The 19,103-nt window shown below is 39.6% G+C and carries 17 protein-coding genes and 11 tRNA genes; 5 read left to right on the plus strand and 23 right to left on the minus strand.

The features are described 5' to 3' along the window. Nucleotides 1-56: 56 nt before the first annotated feature. The 20 genes from ACXAC4_RS09845 to ACXAC4_RS09940 all read right to left on the minus strand — a co-directional run bounded on the left by ACXAC4_RS09845 (nucleotide 57) and on the right by ACXAC4_RS09940 (nucleotide 9,760). Nucleotides 57-1,085 carry a GGDEF domain-containing protein gene (locus ACXAC4_RS09845; RefSeq protein ID WP_475161026.1) on the minus strand — a complete coding sequence of 343 codons (1,029 nt, stop codon included), beginning with the start codon at nucleotides 1,083-1,085 and terminating at the stop codon, nucleotides 57-59. A gap of 199 nt (nucleotides 1,086-1,284) precedes the next feature. Further along, nucleotides 1,285-1,374, minus strand: a tRNA-Ser gene (locus ACXAC4_RS09850). Between the two features lie 101 nt (nucleotides 1,375-1,475). Beyond that, on the minus strand, nucleotides 1,476-2,519 hold the full coding sequence (gene nadA, locus ACXAC4_RS09855) for a quinolinate synthase NadA (protein WP_138630579.1): 1,044 nt from the start codon (nucleotides 2,517-2,519) through the stop codon (nucleotides 1,476-1,478). A gap of 126 nt (nucleotides 2,520-2,645) precedes the next feature. Then, a tRNA-Lys gene (locus ACXAC4_RS09860) sits at nucleotides 2,646-2,721 on the minus strand. Nucleotides 2,722-2,745: 24 nt separating this feature from the next. Beyond that, a tRNA-Lys gene (locus ACXAC4_RS09865) sits at nucleotides 2,746-2,821 on the minus strand. A 29-nt stretch (nucleotides 2,822-2,850) separates the two neighbouring features. Then, nucleotides 2,851-2,926: transfer RNA gene (locus ACXAC4_RS09870), tRNA-Lys, on the minus strand. Between the two features lie 30 nt (nucleotides 2,927-2,956). Next, nucleotides 2,957-3,032 (minus strand) — tRNA-Lys (locus tag ACXAC4_RS09875). A gap of 28 nt (nucleotides 3,033-3,060) precedes the next feature. Beyond that, nucleotides 3,061-3,135 (minus strand) — tRNA-Lys (locus tag ACXAC4_RS09880). Nucleotides 3,136-3,162: 27 nt separating this feature from the next. Beyond that, a tRNA-Lys gene (locus ACXAC4_RS09885) sits at nucleotides 3,163-3,238 on the minus strand. Between the two features lie 29 nt (nucleotides 3,239-3,267). Further along, nucleotides 3,268-3,343: transfer RNA gene (locus ACXAC4_RS09890), tRNA-Lys, on the minus strand. Nucleotides 3,344-3,374: 31 nt separating this feature from the next. Further along, nucleotides 3,375-3,450, minus strand: a tRNA-Lys gene (locus ACXAC4_RS09895). Between the two features lie 28 nt (nucleotides 3,451-3,478). Beyond that, nucleotides 3,479-3,554 (minus strand) — tRNA-Lys (locus ACXAC4_RS09900). A gap of 24 nt (nucleotides 3,555-3,578) precedes the next feature. Next, a tRNA-Lys gene (locus ACXAC4_RS09905) sits at nucleotides 3,579-3,654 on the minus strand. Nucleotides 3,655-3,804: 150 nt separating this feature from the next. Continuing rightward, nucleotides 3,805-4,554, minus strand: coding sequence for a tol-pal system protein YbgF (ybgF, locus tag ACXAC4_RS09910; protein ID WP_349286133.1), 750 nt, complete (start codon nucleotides 4,552-4,554; stop codon nucleotides 3,805-3,807). 15 nt (nucleotides 4,555-4,569) lie between these two features. Continuing rightward, the gene (gene pal / locus ACXAC4_RS09915; RefSeq protein WP_138482044.1) at nucleotides 4,570-5,106 is read right to left on the minus strand and encodes a peptidoglycan-associated lipoprotein Pal; all 537 of its coding nucleotides are present in this window, start codon (nucleotides 5,104-5,106) and stop codon (nucleotides 4,570-4,572) included. Between the two features lie 38 nt (nucleotides 5,107-5,144). Further along, entirely contained in the window at nucleotides 5,145-6,503 is a 1,359-nt protein-coding gene (gene tolB / locus ACXAC4_RS09920; RefSeq protein ID WP_390440781.1) for a Tol-Pal system beta propeller repeat protein TolB, read from the minus strand. A gap of 8 nt (nucleotides 6,504-6,511) precedes the next feature. Next, on the minus strand, nucleotides 6,512-7,450 hold the full coding sequence (gene tolA, locus ACXAC4_RS09925) for a cell envelope integrity protein TolA (RefSeq protein WP_390440783.1): 939 nt from the start codon (nucleotides 7,448-7,450) through the stop codon (nucleotides 6,512-6,514). A gap of 2 nt (nucleotides 7,451-7,452) precedes the next feature. Further along, nucleotides 7,453-7,878, minus strand: a complete 426-nt coding sequence (gene tolR, locus ACXAC4_RS09930) for a protein TolR (protein ID WP_058030082.1) — start codon at nucleotides 7,876-7,878, stop codon at nucleotides 7,453-7,455. 1 nt (nucleotide 7,879) lies between these two features. Beyond that, complete coding sequence (gene tolQ / locus ACXAC4_RS09935; RefSeq protein WP_421962834.1) at nucleotides 7,880-8,569, minus strand: protein TolQ; 690 nt, start codon at nucleotides 8,567-8,569, stop codon at nucleotides 7,880-7,882. Nucleotides 8,570-9,418: 849 nt separating this feature from the next. Next, on the minus strand, nucleotides 9,419-9,760 hold the full coding sequence (locus ACXAC4_RS09940) for a Grx4 family monothiol glutaredoxin (RefSeq protein WP_058030084.1): 342 nt from the start codon (nucleotides 9,758-9,760) through the stop codon (nucleotides 9,419-9,421). A 240-nt stretch (nucleotides 9,761-10,000) separates the two neighbouring features. Here ACXAC4_RS09940 and ACXAC4_RS09945 point away from each other — a divergent pair, with 240 nt between their 5' ends. From ACXAC4_RS09945 to ACXAC4_RS09960, 4 genes are all read left to right on the plus strand, one after another. Next, nucleotides 10,001-10,582: a Fe-Mn family superoxide dismutase gene (locus ACXAC4_RS09945; RefSeq protein ID WP_349286137.1), complete on the plus strand. Its 582-nt coding sequence runs from the start codon at nucleotides 10,001-10,003 to the stop codon at nucleotides 10,580-10,582. A gap of 195 nt (nucleotides 10,583-10,777) precedes the next feature. Beyond that, the gene (locus ACXAC4_RS09950; protein WP_349286138.1) at nucleotides 10,778-12,700 is read left to right on the plus strand and encodes a PrkA family serine protein kinase; all 1,923 of its coding nucleotides are present in this window, start codon (nucleotides 10,778-10,780) and stop codon (nucleotides 12,698-12,700) included. Nucleotides 12,701-12,725: 25 nt separating this feature from the next. After that, a complete protein-coding gene (locus ACXAC4_RS09955) occupies nucleotides 12,726-14,012 on the plus strand; it encodes a YeaH/YhbH family protein (RefSeq protein ID WP_475161038.1) in 1,287 nt (428 codons plus the stop codon). Nucleotides 14,013-14,027: 15 nt separating this feature from the next. Further along, nucleotides 14,028-15,542 (plus strand): SpoVR family protein, encoded by a 1,515-nt coding sequence (locus ACXAC4_RS09960; RefSeq protein WP_138482057.1) that lies wholly within the window; start codon nucleotides 14,028-14,030, stop codon nucleotides 15,540-15,542. Nucleotides 15,543-15,553: 11 nt separating this feature from the next. On the opposite strand, the gene ACXAC4_RS09965 is transcribed toward ACXAC4_RS09960, so the two are convergent. After that, on the minus strand, nucleotides 15,554-16,525 hold the full coding sequence (locus ACXAC4_RS09965) for a sensor domain-containing diguanylate cyclase (RefSeq protein WP_475161043.1): 972 nt from the start codon (nucleotides 16,523-16,525) through the stop codon (nucleotides 15,554-15,556). A gap of 4 nt (nucleotides 16,526-16,529) precedes the next feature. Next, nucleotides 16,530-17,534, minus strand: a complete 1,005-nt coding sequence (locus tag ACXAC4_RS09970; RefSeq protein ID WP_349286142.1) for a response regulator — start codon at nucleotides 17,532-17,534, stop codon at nucleotides 16,530-16,532. A gap of 193 nt (nucleotides 17,535-17,727) precedes the next feature. On the opposite strand from ACXAC4_RS09970, the gene tpx reads away from it, so the two are divergent. Next, nucleotides 17,728-18,345: a thiol peroxidase gene (gene tpx, locus ACXAC4_RS09975; protein WP_475161047.1), complete on the plus strand. Its 618-nt coding sequence runs from the start codon at nucleotides 17,728-17,730 to the stop codon at nucleotides 18,343-18,345. A 55-nt stretch (nucleotides 18,346-18,400) separates the two neighbouring features. Here tpx and adk read toward each other — a convergent pair whose 3' ends face one another. After that, nucleotides 18,401-19,045 (minus strand): adenylate kinase, encoded by a 645-nt coding sequence (gene adk, locus ACXAC4_RS09980; RefSeq protein ID WP_138482065.1) that lies wholly within the window; start codon nucleotides 19,043-19,045, stop codon nucleotides 18,401-18,403. Between the last annotated feature and the right edge of the window lie 58 nt (nucleotides 19,046-19,103).

Consider the following 19,103-nt stretch of genomic DNA (forward strand, 5'->3'; position numbering starts at 1 on the left):
GGTAGGAAATAACAAGCGCAGCGTAAGTTCGCTGCGCGTTGATTGATTATGCAGAATTAGAAAAGATCTATGTCGTTACTTTCATCGCTCTGTTGAGAAATAAGCTCCTGTTCTATAAGCTCCTCGTAGAAACATAACTTGTCTCGACCATTCTCTTTCGCAAAATAAAGCGCTTTATCTGCTTGCTCGAGCACAGTAATTGGAAAATCATACGGACTAATACGCGACATACCTATACTAACAGACATAGTCTTTACAAATGGGAAATGCGTACTTCTGACTAAATCCATAAACTTTTCAATTTTCGCTTTAATAGATTCATAGTCGCAAGGCTCAAATACTAAAACAAACTCTTCTCCACCGAAACGGAAAATCAAATCACTAGAGCGGAAGTATTGTCGCATCTTTTGCGCCAATAACAGCAAGACTTCATCACCACAAACATGCCCATAACTGTCATTGATTTTTTTAAAGTGATCAATATCGACCATAGCTAGCCAGGAGGTCGCGCCCATTCCTCTTTTGCGATTATCATTTGGAAATGAAGATTTATGATGATCAATTAATTGCTTTTCAAGGAGCTGTTTGAGCTTTTTCTCAAATGTTTGTCGGTTTAAAAGACCGGTTAATTTATCGCGCTCATTTTCATGCAGAATACTCAAATAATTCTCAAAGATCCGACAAAATGCATTGAGTAAAACTTGATCTGGGCTGCTAAGCCCTTTGCTCACTATTGCTATAGCGCCAATTGGTTTCTCTTGTAATGTAATAGGTAACCAACGTCGCTCAGTGCCATCCGCAGATTGAACGGTTATTATGCAAGCCGATTGCAAACAAGATACAAGCTCTGGGGGTGGCTCTTTGACAACATCTCTGTCTTCCCAAAGAAAATCATCATGGGGTAAAACCTTCAAGCACAAACTTCTTTCAATAACTAATTGGCCTTGTACTTGTAAATCCTTATAAATACCAATTTCTTGGCAGCCAATAAACTCCTGTATTGTCGATATCAAACTGTATTCTAAAGAGTCAACATCACGAGTTTTTGTAATTTTGATGACCGAGTTAAGTAGCTCTTCTTGCATAATACTTCCAATCAATAAATGATAGTTCGAACTAAATCACCATTCATTCGCTTACCTTGAGCAGCAAAAACACAGTTAAAGTCCAATTTCTTTGACGGAAGACAATTCTAATCGAATAGGATTAAGATAGGAATAAAGAATTTCTCATATGTCCCTGTTAAAGGGAGAAATATGGAGATAATATGAAAAAAAATGGAAATGGCGGAGAGGGAGGGATTCGAACCCTCGATAGGGGTTAGCCTATACACGAGTTCCAGTCGTGCGCCTTCAGCCACTCAGCCACCTCTCCACTGCGCCTAAGCGCGAAGCTATACTAAGTAAAGCACCACACTTAAGCAAGCTTTTTTGCCAATATGCTGAGCTAACTGCTTAACATATCGGCAAATTTGATTACTTCTTCAAGTTCGAAGAGAAATCTAACATACGATTTAGAGAGCGTAACGCCCCTTCCCGTAAGTCCATATCAACAAACACTTCTTTACCTTCAGGGCTCACAAGTGCCTCTTCGATTGCTTTAAGGCCGTTCATCGCCATCCAAGGACAGTGAGCACAGCTTTTACACGTTGCACCTTCACCGGCTGTTGGCGCCTCAAAGAACTCTTTCTCAGGACATAGCTGCTGCATTTTGTAGAAAATACCGCGATCAGTTGCAACGATGAACTTTTGATTATCCATTTCTTGTGCTGCTTTAATTAGCTGGCTTGTTGAGCCTACAGCATCAGCAAGGTCTACGATTTCTGCTGGTGATTCAGGATGAACTAACACAGCCGCATCTGGATGAAGCGCTTTCATATCTTTTAGTGCTTTCGTTTTAAACTCATCGTGAACGATACATGCGCCATTCCACATGATCATATCAGCACCCGTTTTCTTCTGAATGTAAGAACCTAGATGCTTATCAGGACCCCAAATGATTTTTTCACCTTCAGAGTCTAGGTGTTCAACTATTTCTAAAGCACAAGATGACGTTACAATCCAATCTGCACGAGCTTTTACGGCTGTTGATGTATTCGCGTAAACCACAACTTTTCGATCAGGGTGTTGATCACAAAACTTTGAGAACTCATCAATTGGACAACCCACATCTAGAGAGCAAGTTGCGGCAAGTGTTGGCATAACCACGGTTTTGTTTGGCGTTAAGATCTTAGCTGTTTCGCCCATGAAGCGAACACCCGCTACGATGATAATATCTTTATCTTCTTGATTTGCTCCAAAACGTGCCATCTCTAAAGAATCAGCAACACAGCCGCCCGTTTCTTCAGCTAATGCTTGGATCTCAGGATCAGTATAATAATGCGCAACTAATACGGCATTTTTATCAATTAGAAGTTGTTTAATACGTGCTTTATATTCAGCTTTTTCGGCGTCGTTAAGTGGCGCCGGCTTTGGAGGAAAGATGTAATCCTCTGGCATGATTTGTTCTGCTAAACTCATTTCTCGACCATCAGTGCACATTGCAAAATTGAGGCGAATTATACGTAATTGCGGAGCAGAATCCTAGTCTGTGACGCGAATAGTAAGGGAATATTAAAGTTTAATGAATTAAGGAGATTAAGTGTATGGTGGGTCATGATGGACTTGAACCATCGACCAATGGATTAAAAGTCCACTGCTCTACCAACTGAGCTAATGACCCATACAGGGATGAAGAATTTTGAGATGGTGGGTCATGATGGACTTGAACCATCGACCAATGGATTAAAAGTCCACTGCTCTACCAACTGAGCTAATGACCCGCTCAAAGGATATCGATATTTAAAGTAAGTGGTGGGTCATGATGGACTTGAACCATCGACCAATGGATTAAAAGTCCACTGCTCTACCAACTGAGCTAATGACCCGCTTAAGGTTTCTCGACACTTAAAAGAAAGTGGTGGGTCATGATGGACTTGAACCATCGACCAATGGATTAAAAGTCCACTGCTCTACCAACTGAGCTAATGACCCGCTCGAGGATATCAGATACTTTAAATAGTGGTGGGTCATGATGGACTTGAACCATCGACCAATGGATTAAAAGTCCACTGCTCTACCACTGAGCTAATGACCCGCTCTGGATATCATACTTATTAAGAAGTGGTGGGTCATGATGGACTTGAACCATCGACCAATGGATTAAAAGTCCACTGCTCTACCAACTGAGCTAATGACCCGCTCATACGATATCAGTCTAATTAAGAAGTGGTGGGTCATGATGGACTTGAACCATCGACCAATGGATTAAAAGTCCACTGCTCTACCAACTGAGCTAATGACCCGCTCGAGGATATCTTACACTTATTTGAAAAGTGGTGGGTCATGATGGACTTGAACCATCGACCAATGGATTAAAAGTCCACTGCTCTACCAACTGAGCTAATGACCCGCTCGGATATCTGTTCTTAATTAAGTATTGGTGGGTCATGATGGACTTGAACCATCGACCAATGGATTAAAAGTCCACTGCTCTACCAACTGAGCTAATGACCCGCTCGGATATCAAAACTTAATAAGTGGTGGGTCATGATGGACTTGAACCATCGACCAATGGATTAAAAGTCCACTGCTCTACCAACTGAGCTAATGACCCACTTAGTGCAACAAGTGATTTGAATCAATCGCCTGCTGCGGGCGCTTATAATACTTATTTAAAAAATGAGTGCAACTGAAATGCGTAGTTTTTTTCAGTTTTTACGTCTAAGCGCCTAATTTTAAACCATACTGGCAAAATATTATGCCATTACATCTTACCAAGACGTTCTGTGGCCAATTTTGCAGCAGTCGTACTTGGGTATTCTTTAATTAGAGTATTTAACAACTCTTTGGCTTTTTCAAAGTTGTTTTCTTTTTGGAAGATAATACCTAGCTTTAATAAAGCATCAGGACGTTTATTTGAATTCGGATAATTACTCACAACATCTTGGAAGTGAATCCGCGCTTGTGCGTCGTTATTCTTGATAGAAAATAACTGTCCTAACCAATAATGCGCATTTGGCATATATACAGAATTAGGGAAAGCGGTTAAAAAGTTTTGTAATTCTGGAATAGCAGCATCATAACGCTTGTCCTTCATGATCAAAGCAACTGCTCGGTCATAGGCTTCGTTTTCTGATAAATCGCTGCTGATCGCTTGTGAGTTATCAACCACAACATCGGAAGATGTCGTTGCACTAGATTGCTCATAAACTTTAGACACGCGATTTTCAATTTCTTGATACAGCTCTCGTTGTCTTTGTAATACTTTTTCAAGTTTATAACTTTGCTCCTCTGTCACCCCCCTTACTTGAGATACTTCATCTTGCAGCAAATTAAGTTGCTGCTGGAGTTCGACTTGCAACAAGTTACGCGTTTTCATCATGCTTTCTAGCTGAGCTAAACGCTGTTCAATTGTTTGGGTTGAATTTGCAGCCTCAGATACAGGAGCGGGAGCAGCCCATACATGGGTGCTCCCGCTCATCATTATGGCTGCCAAAATATATTTCGGCTTCATAATCACTCTTTCAAATTAGTAAACTAAAACCGCACGACGGTTTTTAGCAAAAGCTTCTTCAGTGCGAGACTTAACCATTGGCTTCTCTTCACCGTAGCTCACTACAGAGATTTGGCTGTCAGAAACACCTAGGCTTTGTAGGTATTTAGCAACTGACTTACCACGGCTCTCACCTAGTGCAATGTTGTACTCAGGTGTACCACGCTCATCAGCATGACCTTCGATTAGTACTTTAACGCTTGGGTTTTTTACTAAGAAATCAGCGTGTGCTTGAAGTAACTCAGCATACTGACCGCGGATACTTGATTTATCGAAGTCGAAGTATACGATTTGCTCTTGACGAAGCGCTTCATATTTCTGTTGTAGTTTCTCAGCTGCAGCTTGCTCTGGTGTTAAAGTGTTAACTTCTACATTGCTACCAGATTGTGATGCGTTAGCACCATTATTTTGATTTGCAGCACTTTCGTCAACGCTTGAAGATGAGCTACATGCTGCAAGTGTCATTACTGGTAAAGCGACCAATAAAGCTTTTAAGGTTTTGTTAAGTTGCATCGAGTATATTCCTATATCAAAAATTTATACCAGTAAAACTACTGTAAAAAAGGTGACCATGCTGGTGCCTTAACCTGTCCATCAGTAACAGGTAGACGTGCTTTGAATCTGCCGTCCATCGAAACCAGAGCTAATACCTGCTTGTTATTGTACAAGGTACTATACATAATCATAGAGCCATTCGGCGCAATACTTGGTGACTCGTCTAAACGAGTACGCGTTAGCACCTGGAATAACCCTGAATTTAATTCTTTTTTCGCAATATGGTACTTTCCTAATGTTCTATTCACCATAACAAGTTGCTTGCCATCTGGTGTAATTGAACCCGCTAAGTTCATATCGCCATCAAAGGTAGCACGCTTAGATCTACCAGTTTGTAAATTTAACTTATATATCTGAGCATTACCACCCCTTTCCGATGTATAGACAATTTCTTTGCCATTCGGGTGCCAAGACGGTTCAGTATCTATACTTCTGTGCTTTGTTAAGCGCGTTTCTTTTCGCGTTTTTAAGTCTAATAGGTAAACCTCAGTTGCACCACCTGCGTCTTTAGAAAGAACAATAAGTAACTTTGTACCATCAGGAGAAAACTGTGGCGCACCATTTATACCCGGATAGCTAGTTATGATATCTCGCTTACCCGTATATAGGTCTTGCATAACGATTTGAGATTGACGGTTTTCAAAAGTGACATAAGCCAGTTTGGTACCATCTGGTGACCAAGCTGGTGACATTAATGGCTCATTTGAACGAAGCAATACTTGCTCGTTATAGCCGTCATAATCCGCTACAACCAGTTGGTAAGGCTTATCTGTATTTTCTCGTACAATGACATAAGCAATTTTAGTTCTAAACGCCCCTTTTTCACCTGTTAGTGATTCATAAACTACATCACTGATTTGGTGCGCATAACTTCTAAAACCCGCTTCATTAATGATCGACTGGCGAGACTCTTGAATATGATCCTGACTTTTCATTAACTGACCATTGGTCATCATACGCGTTTCGCCACCGGTGATTTGCGCTCTGATCACATCAATTAACTCATACTTAACCAAGTAACGACCACCCGGTTGTTGAGTGATAGAACCGACTAAGACTGCTTCAACGCCTTTAGATACCCATGCATCGTAGTCAATGTCTTCATCTGTAGAAGGCAATTGAGGCAAATCTGCAAATGAAAGAGGTTTAAATTTACCACTTCTTGTTAAGTCAGCTGCAATAACATCGCTTAATTGCATAGGTAACTCACCTACACCTTCGAATTTAAACGGAACGATGGCAATAGGTCTTGCACTGTCTACCCCTTCGGTAATGACAATTTCAAGAGCCGCAAAAGCATAATTTTGAATAGATAAAACTAAGCAAACTAATAATACTTTGAATCGCTTGAGCATAGTTTTCCTTATAGTTCTGGTTTAATTGTTAAGTTGATATTCTTGAGTTGTTCAAACACATCTTTATCTTTGGAAACAGGTAAAGTATCCGCTAAACGAATAGCCCTAAGTGCAGCATCACAAACAAGTTTGTCCCCCCCTAGAGGTTTTACACTTGTTACTAAGCCATTAAAAGCAAGTCGAATATTTACACGACACTCTTTACCTCTCATCGCTTCATCGGTCAATAAATTTGACTGAATGCGTTGAGAGATTAGTGCCTGAAATTTTTCAACTTCGCCCATCACTTGCTGCTTTCTTAGTTTATTTCGAGCAGCTTGTTCTTGTGCTAGTTGCTCTTGAAGTAGTTGCTCTTCAAGAGCCTTCAAACGTGCTTTTTCAGCTTCTTCTGCTCTGCGCTTTTCATCTTCTTCACGTTTTTTACGTGCAATTTCAGCTTTGCGCAATGCATCTTCTTCGGCTTTTCGCTTATCTGAAGCAGCCTTCGCGGCTTTTTCTGCAGCGAGCTTTTCAGCGCGAGCTTTTTCAGCATCCGCTCTTTGCTTCTCTTCAATCTTTTTGGCTTTCTTTGCTTGAGCTTCAGCTTTACGCTTTTCTTCTAGCTTAGCTAACCTTTGCTGCTCCAATTTTTTGATTCGACGCGCTTCAGCTTCTCGCTCTTTTCTGGCTTGTTGCGCACGTTTTTCGAGATCTCTGATACGTTTTTCTTCAGCACGTTTTTTATTGTCTTCTTGCTGCTTTAGTTCAGCAATCTTTTGCTCTACTAGTTTCTGGTCAACTGATACAGCAGAGACCACTTTTTCTTCTTGTTCCTCAACAACTGGATTTAGCTGAACCTGCATGACTGTAGGTGTCGGCATTTCAAAATTTGCCGTAGCAAACAAAAAACCACCTAAGGCAATATGAAGTAGAAACGACTTAACAAATCCGCTGGTTAATGATTCCATCACTACTCCTCAAACGACTTGGTCATTAACCCTACTGACGGCACGCCTGCATTTTTCAAGAAATCCATTAATAGAAGCACTTCTTGATAAGACACACGACCCGAGCCTTTTATTAAAACAGGGGTTTCAGGATTTTGCTGAAGCTTAAGTTTGATCACAGCAGCAACCTCAACTGCATCCATAGGTGCCTCAGGATCAGTGCCTACACTCACGTAATAGCGACCCTCTGCATCAATACTGGCTATAATAGGTGGTGCTTCTTTTGTTTCCACCAAATCAGACTCTGACATCTTAGGCAAGTCGACTTTTACACCATGAGTAATCAGTGGCGCTGTCGCCATAAAAATAATGAGAAGTACCAACATAACATCGATGTACGGTACCACGTTTATTTCTGCAACCGGACGTCGTTTTTTACGTAAGTACATATTACTTGGCCTCTACCGAATTTGCAGCTTGGCGATGAAGAATATTCGCAAACTCTTCCATAAAGTTAATGTAATGACTTTCAAGCTTTTCTACATTCTTTGCAAAACGGTTATACGCCATAACAGCAGGAATCGCAGCGAATAAGCCAATAGCTGTTGCAATAAGTGCTTCAGCAATACCTGGCGCAACCATTTGTAGTGTTGCTTGCTGCACTTCACCCAATGCAATAAAGGCATTCATAATACCCCACACTGTACCGAATAAGCCGATGTAAGGGCTAATTGAACCTACTGTTGCCAAAAATGAAAGACTTGATTCTAGTTTCTCTACTTCTCTTGAAAGTGCCACGCGCATTGAGCGGTGAGTACCCTCAATGACAAGGCCCGTGCTTTGATTCGAACTTTTCTTTTGTCTTGCAAACTCTTTAAAGCCTGACACAAATAATGCTTCTAAACCTGCTGGACTACCTGTGCGTGCACTAATTTCGTTATACAACTTACTAAGTTCCATGCCTGACCAAAATTTTTGTTCGAACTTTTTAGTATCATGCATGGCTTTTGAAATAATTGACTTGCGCTGAAAAATAATTGCCCAAGAAGCTATCGACATACCCACTAACGTCAACATAACCAGTTGAACCAATAAACTTGCTTTTAATATAAGATCAATGAAATTTAGACCCGATTCCACGTTGTAATACTCCTAAAATAGTTGTGTTTGGGCATTCAGCGCCATTAGCTTATTCATCGACAATGCCACAAGCCAATAGTTCATTTAGTTTACCCAGACATTGCAGCGCTGACAATCTGATTACTACGAATTGAAGTGATTTAACGACAAACTGTTTAAATAGCATTCTTATCTTACTAACCTACTGGTTTCCTTTCTCAAATTTGATGCTTACTGTTCAAAAACCACTTTAGAATTTACCTTTATGTTGTCGTCAAAGTTTTATTTCAGTGTAAGTAATAGTTATCCAACCGAAATAAAAGTTCCATAATAAAATAGCAAAATGAATAGGCGCTTATTTATGAGAAGATAATGCATAAATCAAAGCTCTTATTCAAAATAAATGAATAAACCCTCAAAAACCCATTGGTAATACCAATTTCCAACAATAAAACTAATTACAAAAAACTTGTTCAAAATATATCATTTACTTTTAAATCATACACATAACAAACAACAGGTAGGTTTAAGATAGTGTGAAAAACAAATAAAAACCCTGTCACATTAGATTTTTTTATCTGAAATCTATAAATTTTCTAGTTTGATAACAAATCATAGAACTCGTATTATATATCCCGTTCCAGTAAGACAACTTACCGAAACAGTTTTTAGCAATATGATTCCTGATTTGTCGTATTGCTTAGTTAGATACAACTTTATGTATTTAATGTTCCCTTATTACTTCCTTCAACTTGTTGTTTTGCCCGCTTTTTTAGCGGGCTTTTTTTTTGCCCATTTTTTATTTAAGTAAAATTCAGACAAAAAAAAGCCCGAACATCAGTTCGAGCTCTTGGTATTGAATAAATTAGATTAAGCCTCTTCGCTTTCATCTCTATATTTGTCAGCAGTTTCTTTAATTAACGGCTGTAACTCACCCTTTTGGAACATTTCTAAAATAATGTCACAACCACCGATTAACTCACCTTCAACCCAAAGTTGAGGGAAAGTCGGCCAGTTCGCATAGTGAGGTAACTCAGCACGAATATCTGGGTTTAAAAGAATATCAACATAAGCAAACTGTTCACCACAAGCCATTAATGCCTGAGATGCTTGTGAAGAAAAACCACAGTTAGGCAATTTAGGTGAGCCTTTCATATATAGAATGATTGGGTTTTCAGAAATTTGTTGCTTAATTTTATCAATGGTTTCCATTTATTAACCTCTATGTGACGATGCGTAGCCATGAAAAATCGAATTCGTTGCGTGGTAAAACACGCATTTTTGGCAAATAAAACAAATAGTCTCTAACTACGCCATTGCTGTTTGCCTAAACTTGAGTAAAATACTCAGGAATTATAGTATCACTATAAAGTTAATTCGTATAGAAATCTGGACCTCAGTAGTCTATGTTTCAGTCGTAATTAGCAAAATACATAACAAATGGAGATAACCATGGCTTTTGAACTACCGTCATTACCTTATGCAATCGATGCGCTAGAACCACATATTTCTAAAGAGACTTTAGAATTTCACCACGGTAAGCACCACAACACTTATGTAGTGAAATTAAATGGTTTAGTTGAAGGTACTGACTTTGCAGAGAAAACTCTTGAAGAAGTAGTATGCAGCTCTGAAGGCGGCGTTTTCAATAACGCAGCACAAATCTGGAACCACACTTTCTACTGGCACAGCCTTGCACCAAATGCAGGTGGCGAGCCAACTGGTAAAGTTGCTGAACTAATTAATGCGAAATGGGGCTCATTCGCAGCATTCCAAGAAGCTTTCAACGATAAAGCAGTAAACAACTTCGGTTCAAGCTGGACTTGGTTAGTACAACTAGCTGACGGTTCACTAGATATCGTAAATACTTCAAATGCAGCGACTCCTTTAACAGAAGAAGGTGTAACGCCTATCCTAACTGTTGACCTTTGGGAACACGCTTATTATATCGATTACCGCAATGTTCGTCCTGAATACCTAAAAGGTTTCTGGGCACTAGTTAACTGGGAATTTGCTAACAGCAACCTGGCTTAACATCTCTTTCATTGCAGATAACTGAATAAAGGCGTCTATGGACGCCTTTTTTTATACTTCCCTCTTTGCCATTCATCAATTAAATATCTGGATTTTTTAGGCAATTTCCTAATTTCATGTCTAAGCTTTAGTTATACCTTTTACTATTAAATAGTTTCTCATTCTAAAGCTCACACAGGTTATTTGGAGGTCGTTATGACAATATTCGAACATTATCAAGCCAGATATGAAGCTTCCCAAGAAGAAGAATATTCAATCGCTGAATTTCTAGAAATCTGTAAGAACGATAAATCAGCGTATGCAAGTGCAGCAGAACGATTACTCATGGCTATTGGTGAGCCTGAGATGGTTGATACTTCAACAGATGCAAGGTTGAGCCGGTTATTTTCAAACCGTGTAATTGCTCGCTATCCAGCTTTTAGCGAATTTTATGGTATGGAAGAGGCCATTGAACAAATCGTTTCATATTTAAAACATGCTGCGCAAGGTTTAGAAGAATGTAAACAAGTACTTTATCTTCTCGGCCCGGTTGGCGGTGGTAAATCGTCGATTGCAGAAAAATTGAAATATCTAATGCAGCAAGTTCCTATTTATGCCATCAAAGGGTCTCCAGTTAACGACCACCCCCTTTCTTTGTTTAATCCTGTAGAGGATGCAAACTTACTAGAGAAAGAATATGGTATTAAGCCTCGTTATTTAAAAACAATCATGTCTCCTTGGGCGACTAAGCGCTTACATGAGTTTGGTGGAGACATCACTCAATTCAAAGTCGTTAAACGCTATCCGTCTATTTTAGATCAGGTTGGGATTGCGAAAACTGAACCTGGTGATGAAAACAATCAAGATATTTCTGCTCTGGTTGGTAAGGTAGATATTCGAAAACTTGAACATTACGCACAAAATGATCCAGATGCTTATGCATATTCAGGCTCACTGTGTTTGGCAAACCAAGGCCTTATGGAGTTTGTTGAAATGTTCAAAGCACCGATTAAAGTGCTTCACCCTTTGTTAACTGCAACTCAAGAAGGCAACTACAACGGTACAGAAGGCATTTCAGCGCTTCCATACAACGGCATGATATTGGCGCACTCCAATGAGTCTGAATGGCAAAGTTTTAAAAACAATAAAAATAATGAGGCATTCTTAGATCGTGTATACATCGTAAAAGTGCCGTATTGCTTGAGAGTGTCTGAAGAAGTCAAAATTTATCAAAAGCTTTTAGATAATAGCGAACTCTCTTCCGCGCCCTGTGCACCAGGCACCCTAGAAACCCTTGCAAAATTCGTGTCGCTCTCAAGATTGCAAGAGCCTGAAAACTCCAGCATTTATTCTAAAATGCGAGTGTATGATGGTGAGAGCTTAAAAGATACAGATCCAAAAGCTAAGTCCTACCAGGAATATCGCGATTATGCGGGCGTCGATGAAGGTATGACGGGGTTATCTACTCGCTTTGCATTCAAAATTCTATCTCGTGTGTTTAATTTCGATCATGCTGAGGTTGCGGCCAACCCTGTTCATTTATTCTATGTACTAGAACAACAAATTGAGCGTGAGCAATTTAATGCAGAAGTACAAGAGCGTTACTTAAGCCACCTAAAAGGCTACTTAATTCCTCAGTATGTTGAGTTTATTGGCAAAGAGTTGCAAACCGCTTATTTAGAGTCGTACTCAGAGTACGGTCAAAATATATTCGACCGCTATGTGACTTATGCTGACTTCTGGATCCAAGATCAAGAATACCGCGACCCTGATACAGGTCAGCTATTCGATAGAGCGGCTTTAAATGCAGAACTTGAGAAAATAGAAAAACCTGCCGGCATTTCGAATCCGAAAGATTTCAGAAATGAAATAGTTAACTTCGTATTAAGAGCTAGAGCGCACCATAACGGTGAAAATCCTGTTTGGACAAGTTATGAAAAATTACGCACTGTCATAGAGAAGAAAATGTTCTCTAACACAGAAGATCTTCTGCCTGTGATTTCATTTAATGCCAAAACGTCTGCCGAGGATCAGAAGAAACACGAAGACTTCGTAAATCGTATGGTTGAAAAAGGTTACACAGAGAAACAAGTTCGCTTGTTATCTGAATGGTATTTAAGAGTTAGAAAGTCTCAGTAAAGCGTGAGTTCTTGGAGGGTGATTTATGGCACATTTTATAGACCGTCGCCTGAATGGGAAGAATAAAAGTACGTTGAATCGTCAGCGCTTCATTAGACGGTATAAGAAGCAAATAAAAGAAGCAGTATCAGATGCAATTAATAAGAGAAGCGTCACAGATATAAGCAGTGGTGAAAGTATTTCAATACCACAGCGTGATATCAGTGAACCTGTTTTTCATCAAGGAAAAGGGGGGGATCGTGATATGATCCACCCTGGTAATGATCAATTCAGTACTGGCGATAAAATACAACGCCCCCCTTCTGGTCAAGGAGGAGGTGGCGGCGAAGGTGAAGCTAGTGATCAAGGTGAAGGTCAAGATGACTTTGTTTTTTCAATCTCGAAAGATGAGTATCTTGACCTGTTGTTTGAAGACTTAGAACTGCCTAACCTTCAACAAAGTCAACTTGATAAATTAGTGCAAATGAAAACCCACAGAGCAGGCTTTTGTAATGATGGCATGCCAAGCAATCTAGATATTGTTCGTTCCCTGCAAGGTTCATTATCTAGAAGAGTGGCTATGTCTGCTGGGAAAAAACGTCGATTAAAAGAGGCTGAAGAAGAGCTTGAGGCATTATTAAATGAGAGCGTGCCTCCAGAACATCAAATTAATAATCTTAAGTTAGAAATAGACGAGCTTAAACGTAAGATCGCAGCCGTACCTTTTATAGATAATTACGATTTGCGTTTTCGTAATTACGAAAAGCGCCCTCACCCAACAAGCAAAGCTGTTATGTTTTGTTTAATGGATGTCTCTGGTTCAATGGATCAGGCTACGAAGGATATGGCAAAGCGTTTTTATATTTTACTTTACCAGTTTCTAACTCGTACCTATAAAGATATTGAAGTCGTTTATATTAGGCATCATACCCAAGCAAAAGAAGTCGATGAACAAGAGTTTTTTTATTCTCAAGAAACGGGTGGCACCATTGTCTCTAGCGCACTTAAACTCATGGATGAAATAGTTAAAGAGCGTTATTCGCAAGGTGATTGGAATATCTATGCAGCGCAGGCTTCTGACGGAGACAACTGGGCTGATGATTCACCACATTGTACAGATATTCTTACCAATAAACTGCTTAAAACGGTTCGTTATTACGCTTATATAGAAATAACAACTCGCGCTCACCAAAGCCTTTGGCGTGAATATCAGGGCATTGCGCAAACGCATAGCAACTTTGCCATGCAGCATATTCGAAGTGTTGAAGATATTTATCCAATCTTCAGAGAGTTATTTAAAAAGAACCAAAAACAACACCAAGGCGCTGCTTAGTCTTAAGGAGGGGTTATGACATATAATCCGATCAACGATGGTCCTGACTGGACATTTGAACTACTTGAAGAGTACCAAGCTGAAATTGCTCGTGTAGCAGAGTTTTACCGTTTAGACACCTATCCTAATCAAATTGAAGTGATCACTGCTGAGCAGATGATGGACGCATACTCAAGTGTTGGTATGCCCATTGGTTATAGTCATTGGTCTTACGGTAAAAAGTTTATTCAAACTGAGCAAAATTATCGCCGAGGTCAAATGGGCCTAGCGTATGAGATTGTTATTAACTCTAACCCTTGCATTGCCTATTTAATGGAAGAGAATACTTTGCCCATGCAAGCGCTGGTAATGGCGCATGCATGTTACGGACATAACTCTTTTTTCAAAGGCAACTACTTATTTAAGACCTGGACTGATGCATCTTCTATCATAGATTATCTACTATTCGCCAAGAATTACATTTCTGAGTGCGAACAAAAATATGGTATTGATGAAGTAGAAAACCTAATTGATTCTTGCCATGCGTTGATGAACTACGGTGTTGATAGATATAAACGACCCCAGCAGATTTCAATGTATGAAGAACAAAAGCGTCAAAAGGAGCGGGAAGACTACTTACAATCTCAGGTAAATGAGCTTTGGCGTACCATTCCTAAAAACCAACAAGAAGAAACGATAGATCAGCCAAGATTCCCTTCTGAGCCACAAGAGAATATTCTATATTTTATTGAGAAAAATGCACCATTACTGGAGTCATGGCAACGGGAAGTTATCAGAATAGTTCGAAAAATATCGCAATATTTTTATCCGCAAAAACAAACTCAGGTGATGAATGAGGGATGGGCGACATTCTGGCATTACACCATCCTAAATCATTTATATGATGAAGGAAAATTATCTGACGCGTTTATGCTAGAGTTTTTGCAAAGCCACACTAATGTTGTTTTTCAACCGCCTTACAATAGCAAATTCTACTCCGGTATAAACCCCTATGCGCTTGGTTTTAATATGATGACAGATATTAGGCGTATTTGCGAAAACCCAACTGAAGAAGATAAACGTTGGTTTCCGGAGTTTGCCGGTGCAGATTGGCTTGATACACTGCATTTTGCTATGCAGAACTTTAAAGATGAAAGCTTTATTAGCCAGTTTTTATCCCCGAAACTAATTAGAGACTTCAAACTCTTTACCATTATCGACAAACAAAAAGCGCCACATTTAGAGGTCGGTGCTATTCATAATGAAGAAGGTTATCAAAAGGTTCGCTCTGCTCTTTCCGCACAGTACAATTTGAGTAACCATGAGCCCAATATACAAGTCTATAACGTTGATGTGAGAGGTGATAGATCTCTCACACTTCGCTACGTGCCACAAAATGGTATTCCACTTCATGACTCAAAAGCAGAAGTGATTAAACACCTTTATAGACTTTGGGGTTTTACTGTTCGACTTGAACAAGTGAATGAATCGGATATGGTTGAAACAATTGCACAATGCCCTAAAGAAGAAGATGTAAAAAAAGTAAGCTGAACTTAATCAGCTTACTCTTTCATTTTTTTACTAAAACAAGCAACGCGGTTACGCCCTGTTTCTTTAGCGTGGTATAAAGCAATATCAGCCGCTTCAATCCATTCCTCATGTTTTTGGAAATCGCTTGAAAAAGTAGCGACTCCAATACTGACAGTGACTTTAATAACTTTATCATCATAAAAAATGGATGATTTTTCGATTAAAGAACGCAGTCTATCAGCGAAAACCACTGCCCCCTCTTGAGGGTTATCGACTAAAGTAACTGCAAACTCTTCGCCACCATAACGACCAGCAGTATCCGATTCTCTTAACGTTTTCTTGAGCAGGTCAGAAATATGCCTAATTGCTTCATCACCGCCACCATGACCATACTCATCATTGATTTTCTTAAAGAAATCAATATCAAACATTAACAAGCTACTGGCGCCTTGGCTTCTTTGTAATCTTAGAAACTCTTTTTTAAGTTGATCTTCCCAGTAACCTCGGTTTGATAGCTTAGTTAAGCTATCTGTTCGGCTCATTTTTTCAAGCTGACGGTTAGCAAGTTCAAGGTCTTGCTTGTTCACCGCCTCATCCGTCACATCGTATATTATTAGGCAAATATGGCTCACTTCACCTGTAAGCGTGGTCAGTGGTATTATGGTTGAGTTCTGATACATGTGATCAGCTTTACCTGTGATCGGGCGGTAATTTTTAAACCTAAAAATATAAGGTTGCTGCTCCCAAATAGTGAAAGAGCGATTTTTTAAAACAAAAACAGGCTCTGTTTTACTTCTAAACCACTTCTCATCAAGGCTTGGAAATAAATCAAATATATCTTTGTCTTTTACCGCGCTCGGTAATAGCCCTGAATGGTTTTCCATAAAACCATTCCATACACAGACCTGATAATTTCTGTCTAACACAACTAGACCGACGTCAACTGTGTTGAACATATCCATCAGCCAGTGAACTTCATTCATGTCAAAATCTGCAGCAGGCATATGATTATTCTTCTAGTAAATAAGCAACTTTATATTTGAGGGTCTTAATTGAATCCTCAGTAAATAACAGCATCAGGTCACACTTAATATCGTGATCTTCAATACCGTAGCTAATCTCAATCGCTAATGTTCTTTGCCAACGACCTTTATTAGCTTTAACCAGATCTGACACTTCACAATGTTGACCCAATACAACCGGGTGTCCTTGACTAAATGGCATATCTAGCTGGCGAGACAGTCCTGACAAAATAGCACCAATTAGTATGTTACTAATATCCATCAAAAGCTCTAACTCAACCTTATTATTTAATTCCCCTGAGTAATTCATTAAAGAGGCGATTTCTTTAAAGCTGGAGTCATTTAATAATAGCAAGGCTTCACCAGACACGCCGCCGCCGATAAACCCCTGACATACGCCAGATGTCGATGCATTTGCATCAATGGCTTGAAGCGCCATGTGAAGTTCGCTCACTTCCAAGACATTAACATTTGGTATTGGTAATTCAACAAACACATTTAGTAATCGTGCAAGTAAATCACCTGCTTGACCCATTGCTACGTTGGTTAATTCTTGATAAATGTCTCGTAATTCAGAGTCTACTTGTTCACCTAATTTATGAACTAAGCTTTCACGAATTGCTCTATCCCGAATACCATGCTGCTCTATGATTTCTATCAGCTTTTCTTTATCACAGGGTTTTCGAATAAAATCAATTGCACCTAAAGACATCACACGTTCATGGGCATTTGGCTGAATATCACCAGAAACAACCACTGTAAGCACATTTAATTGCTGCTCATTGATAGCTTGAAGTACTTCATAGCCGTCCATATGTGGCATGTTTAAATCTAGGAAAAGTATTTCTGGAGAGAACTGTTTGATTTTTTCAAGGCAGTCTAAACCGTGCTCTGCAAATTCAACTTTGATATCCCAGTCTTCTGGTAACGAACGGGCCAATTGCCGACGCGCAAGTTTGGAATCATCACAAATTAATACCAATGTTGACATAAAAGCTCTCTTCACTGTTGAACTACAAGTTACCGTAATTCACTTTTGATTATAATTATTTGAAGTGCAGAACGATTGCAAATGTTAATAAATTTGGCTTAGATTTACAACGCAATTATTCTTAGTAACATATCGTTTGATTATAAGTATAATACAGTTGAAACAATTAAGTTAACCCAATAAGGAATACTTTATGCTGAAAAAAATCATACTGGCATTGAGTTTAGCTTCATCAGCCACTCTTGCTCTAGAAATTGAAGAGAATCAAATCGATAAAGGTAAAGTATTTGCACAAGGTAAAGAGGTTACTTTGTTGGGTAAAGGCGTAACAATTGGACAGCAAGCGCCAAATTTCAAAGTAGTTGATGCTCAGTTCAAAGCGGTTACATTAAATGATTTTTCAGGCAAAGCGGTATTAATAAGCATAGTGCCTAGCCTTGATACCGGTGTATGTAGTTTACAAACTAAATTCTTTAATCAAGAAGTCGCAGACAAATACAACAACATAGAAATGCTCACCATCAGTGCTGACCTACCATTCGCACAAAAACGCTTCTGTGCAGTTGAAGGCATAGATAAAATCCAAACGCTATCCGACTCAGTTTGGCGAGATTTCGGTAAGCAATATGGGCTTTATATTAAGGACATGGGCCTTTTGAGCAGGGCTATTCTGGTTTTAGACAAAGAGCACAAAGTGACATATAAACAACTAGTGTCAAACCTTGCCACAGAGCCAAATTACGAAGAGGTTATCACACACCTCAATCAGCTATCTGGGAAAACGACAGAGCTCAAAACTGACACAGAATAAAACTTAAAAAGCCGCGAATGCGGCTTTTTTAATTACTGGCTAATAATCTAGGAAATTAACCTAGTAATTCACCTAGCTGAGCGCTTACCGCTTCTACAGCCTGAGTACCATCTAAACGGTGGTACTGAGTATTGCCCTGCTCCGCTTCTGCTTGGTAGTAATCAACTAGTGGTTTTGTTTGGTCGTGGTAGATGCCTAAACGCTTACGCACTGTTTCTTCAACGTCATCATCACGAATGATAAGGTCTTCACCCGTTACATCATCTTTACCTTCCACTTTAGGTGGATTGTAAACTACATGGTAAACACGACCTGAACCAGGGTGAACTCGACGACCGCCCATACGCTCAACAATGATCTCATCTGCAACGTCAAATTCAATAACGTGGTCAATAGCAATGCCATTGTCTTTCATTGCATCCGCTTGAGGGATAGTGCGTGGGAACCCATCTAGTAAGAAACCATTTTCGCAATCAGCTTTAGCAATACGCTCTTTCACTAGACCAATGATGATTTCATCAGAAACTAGCTGACCTGCGTCCATTACTTTCTTAGCTTCAAGACCCAGAGGCGTGCCCTCTTTGATTGCAGCACGAAGCATATCACCTGTTGAGATCTGTGGAATGCCGTATTTGTCCATTAAAAATTGAGCTTGAGTGCCTTTACCTGCACCCGGCGCGCCTAGAAGGATGATGCGCATAGTGTGTTCCTCTTATTCGGGAGTTTATTTGAAGTTGTTGGGATTTTTTCACAAGCTG

It is taken from the genome of Pseudoalteromonas sp. AWM4_233 (assembly GCF_056158285.1).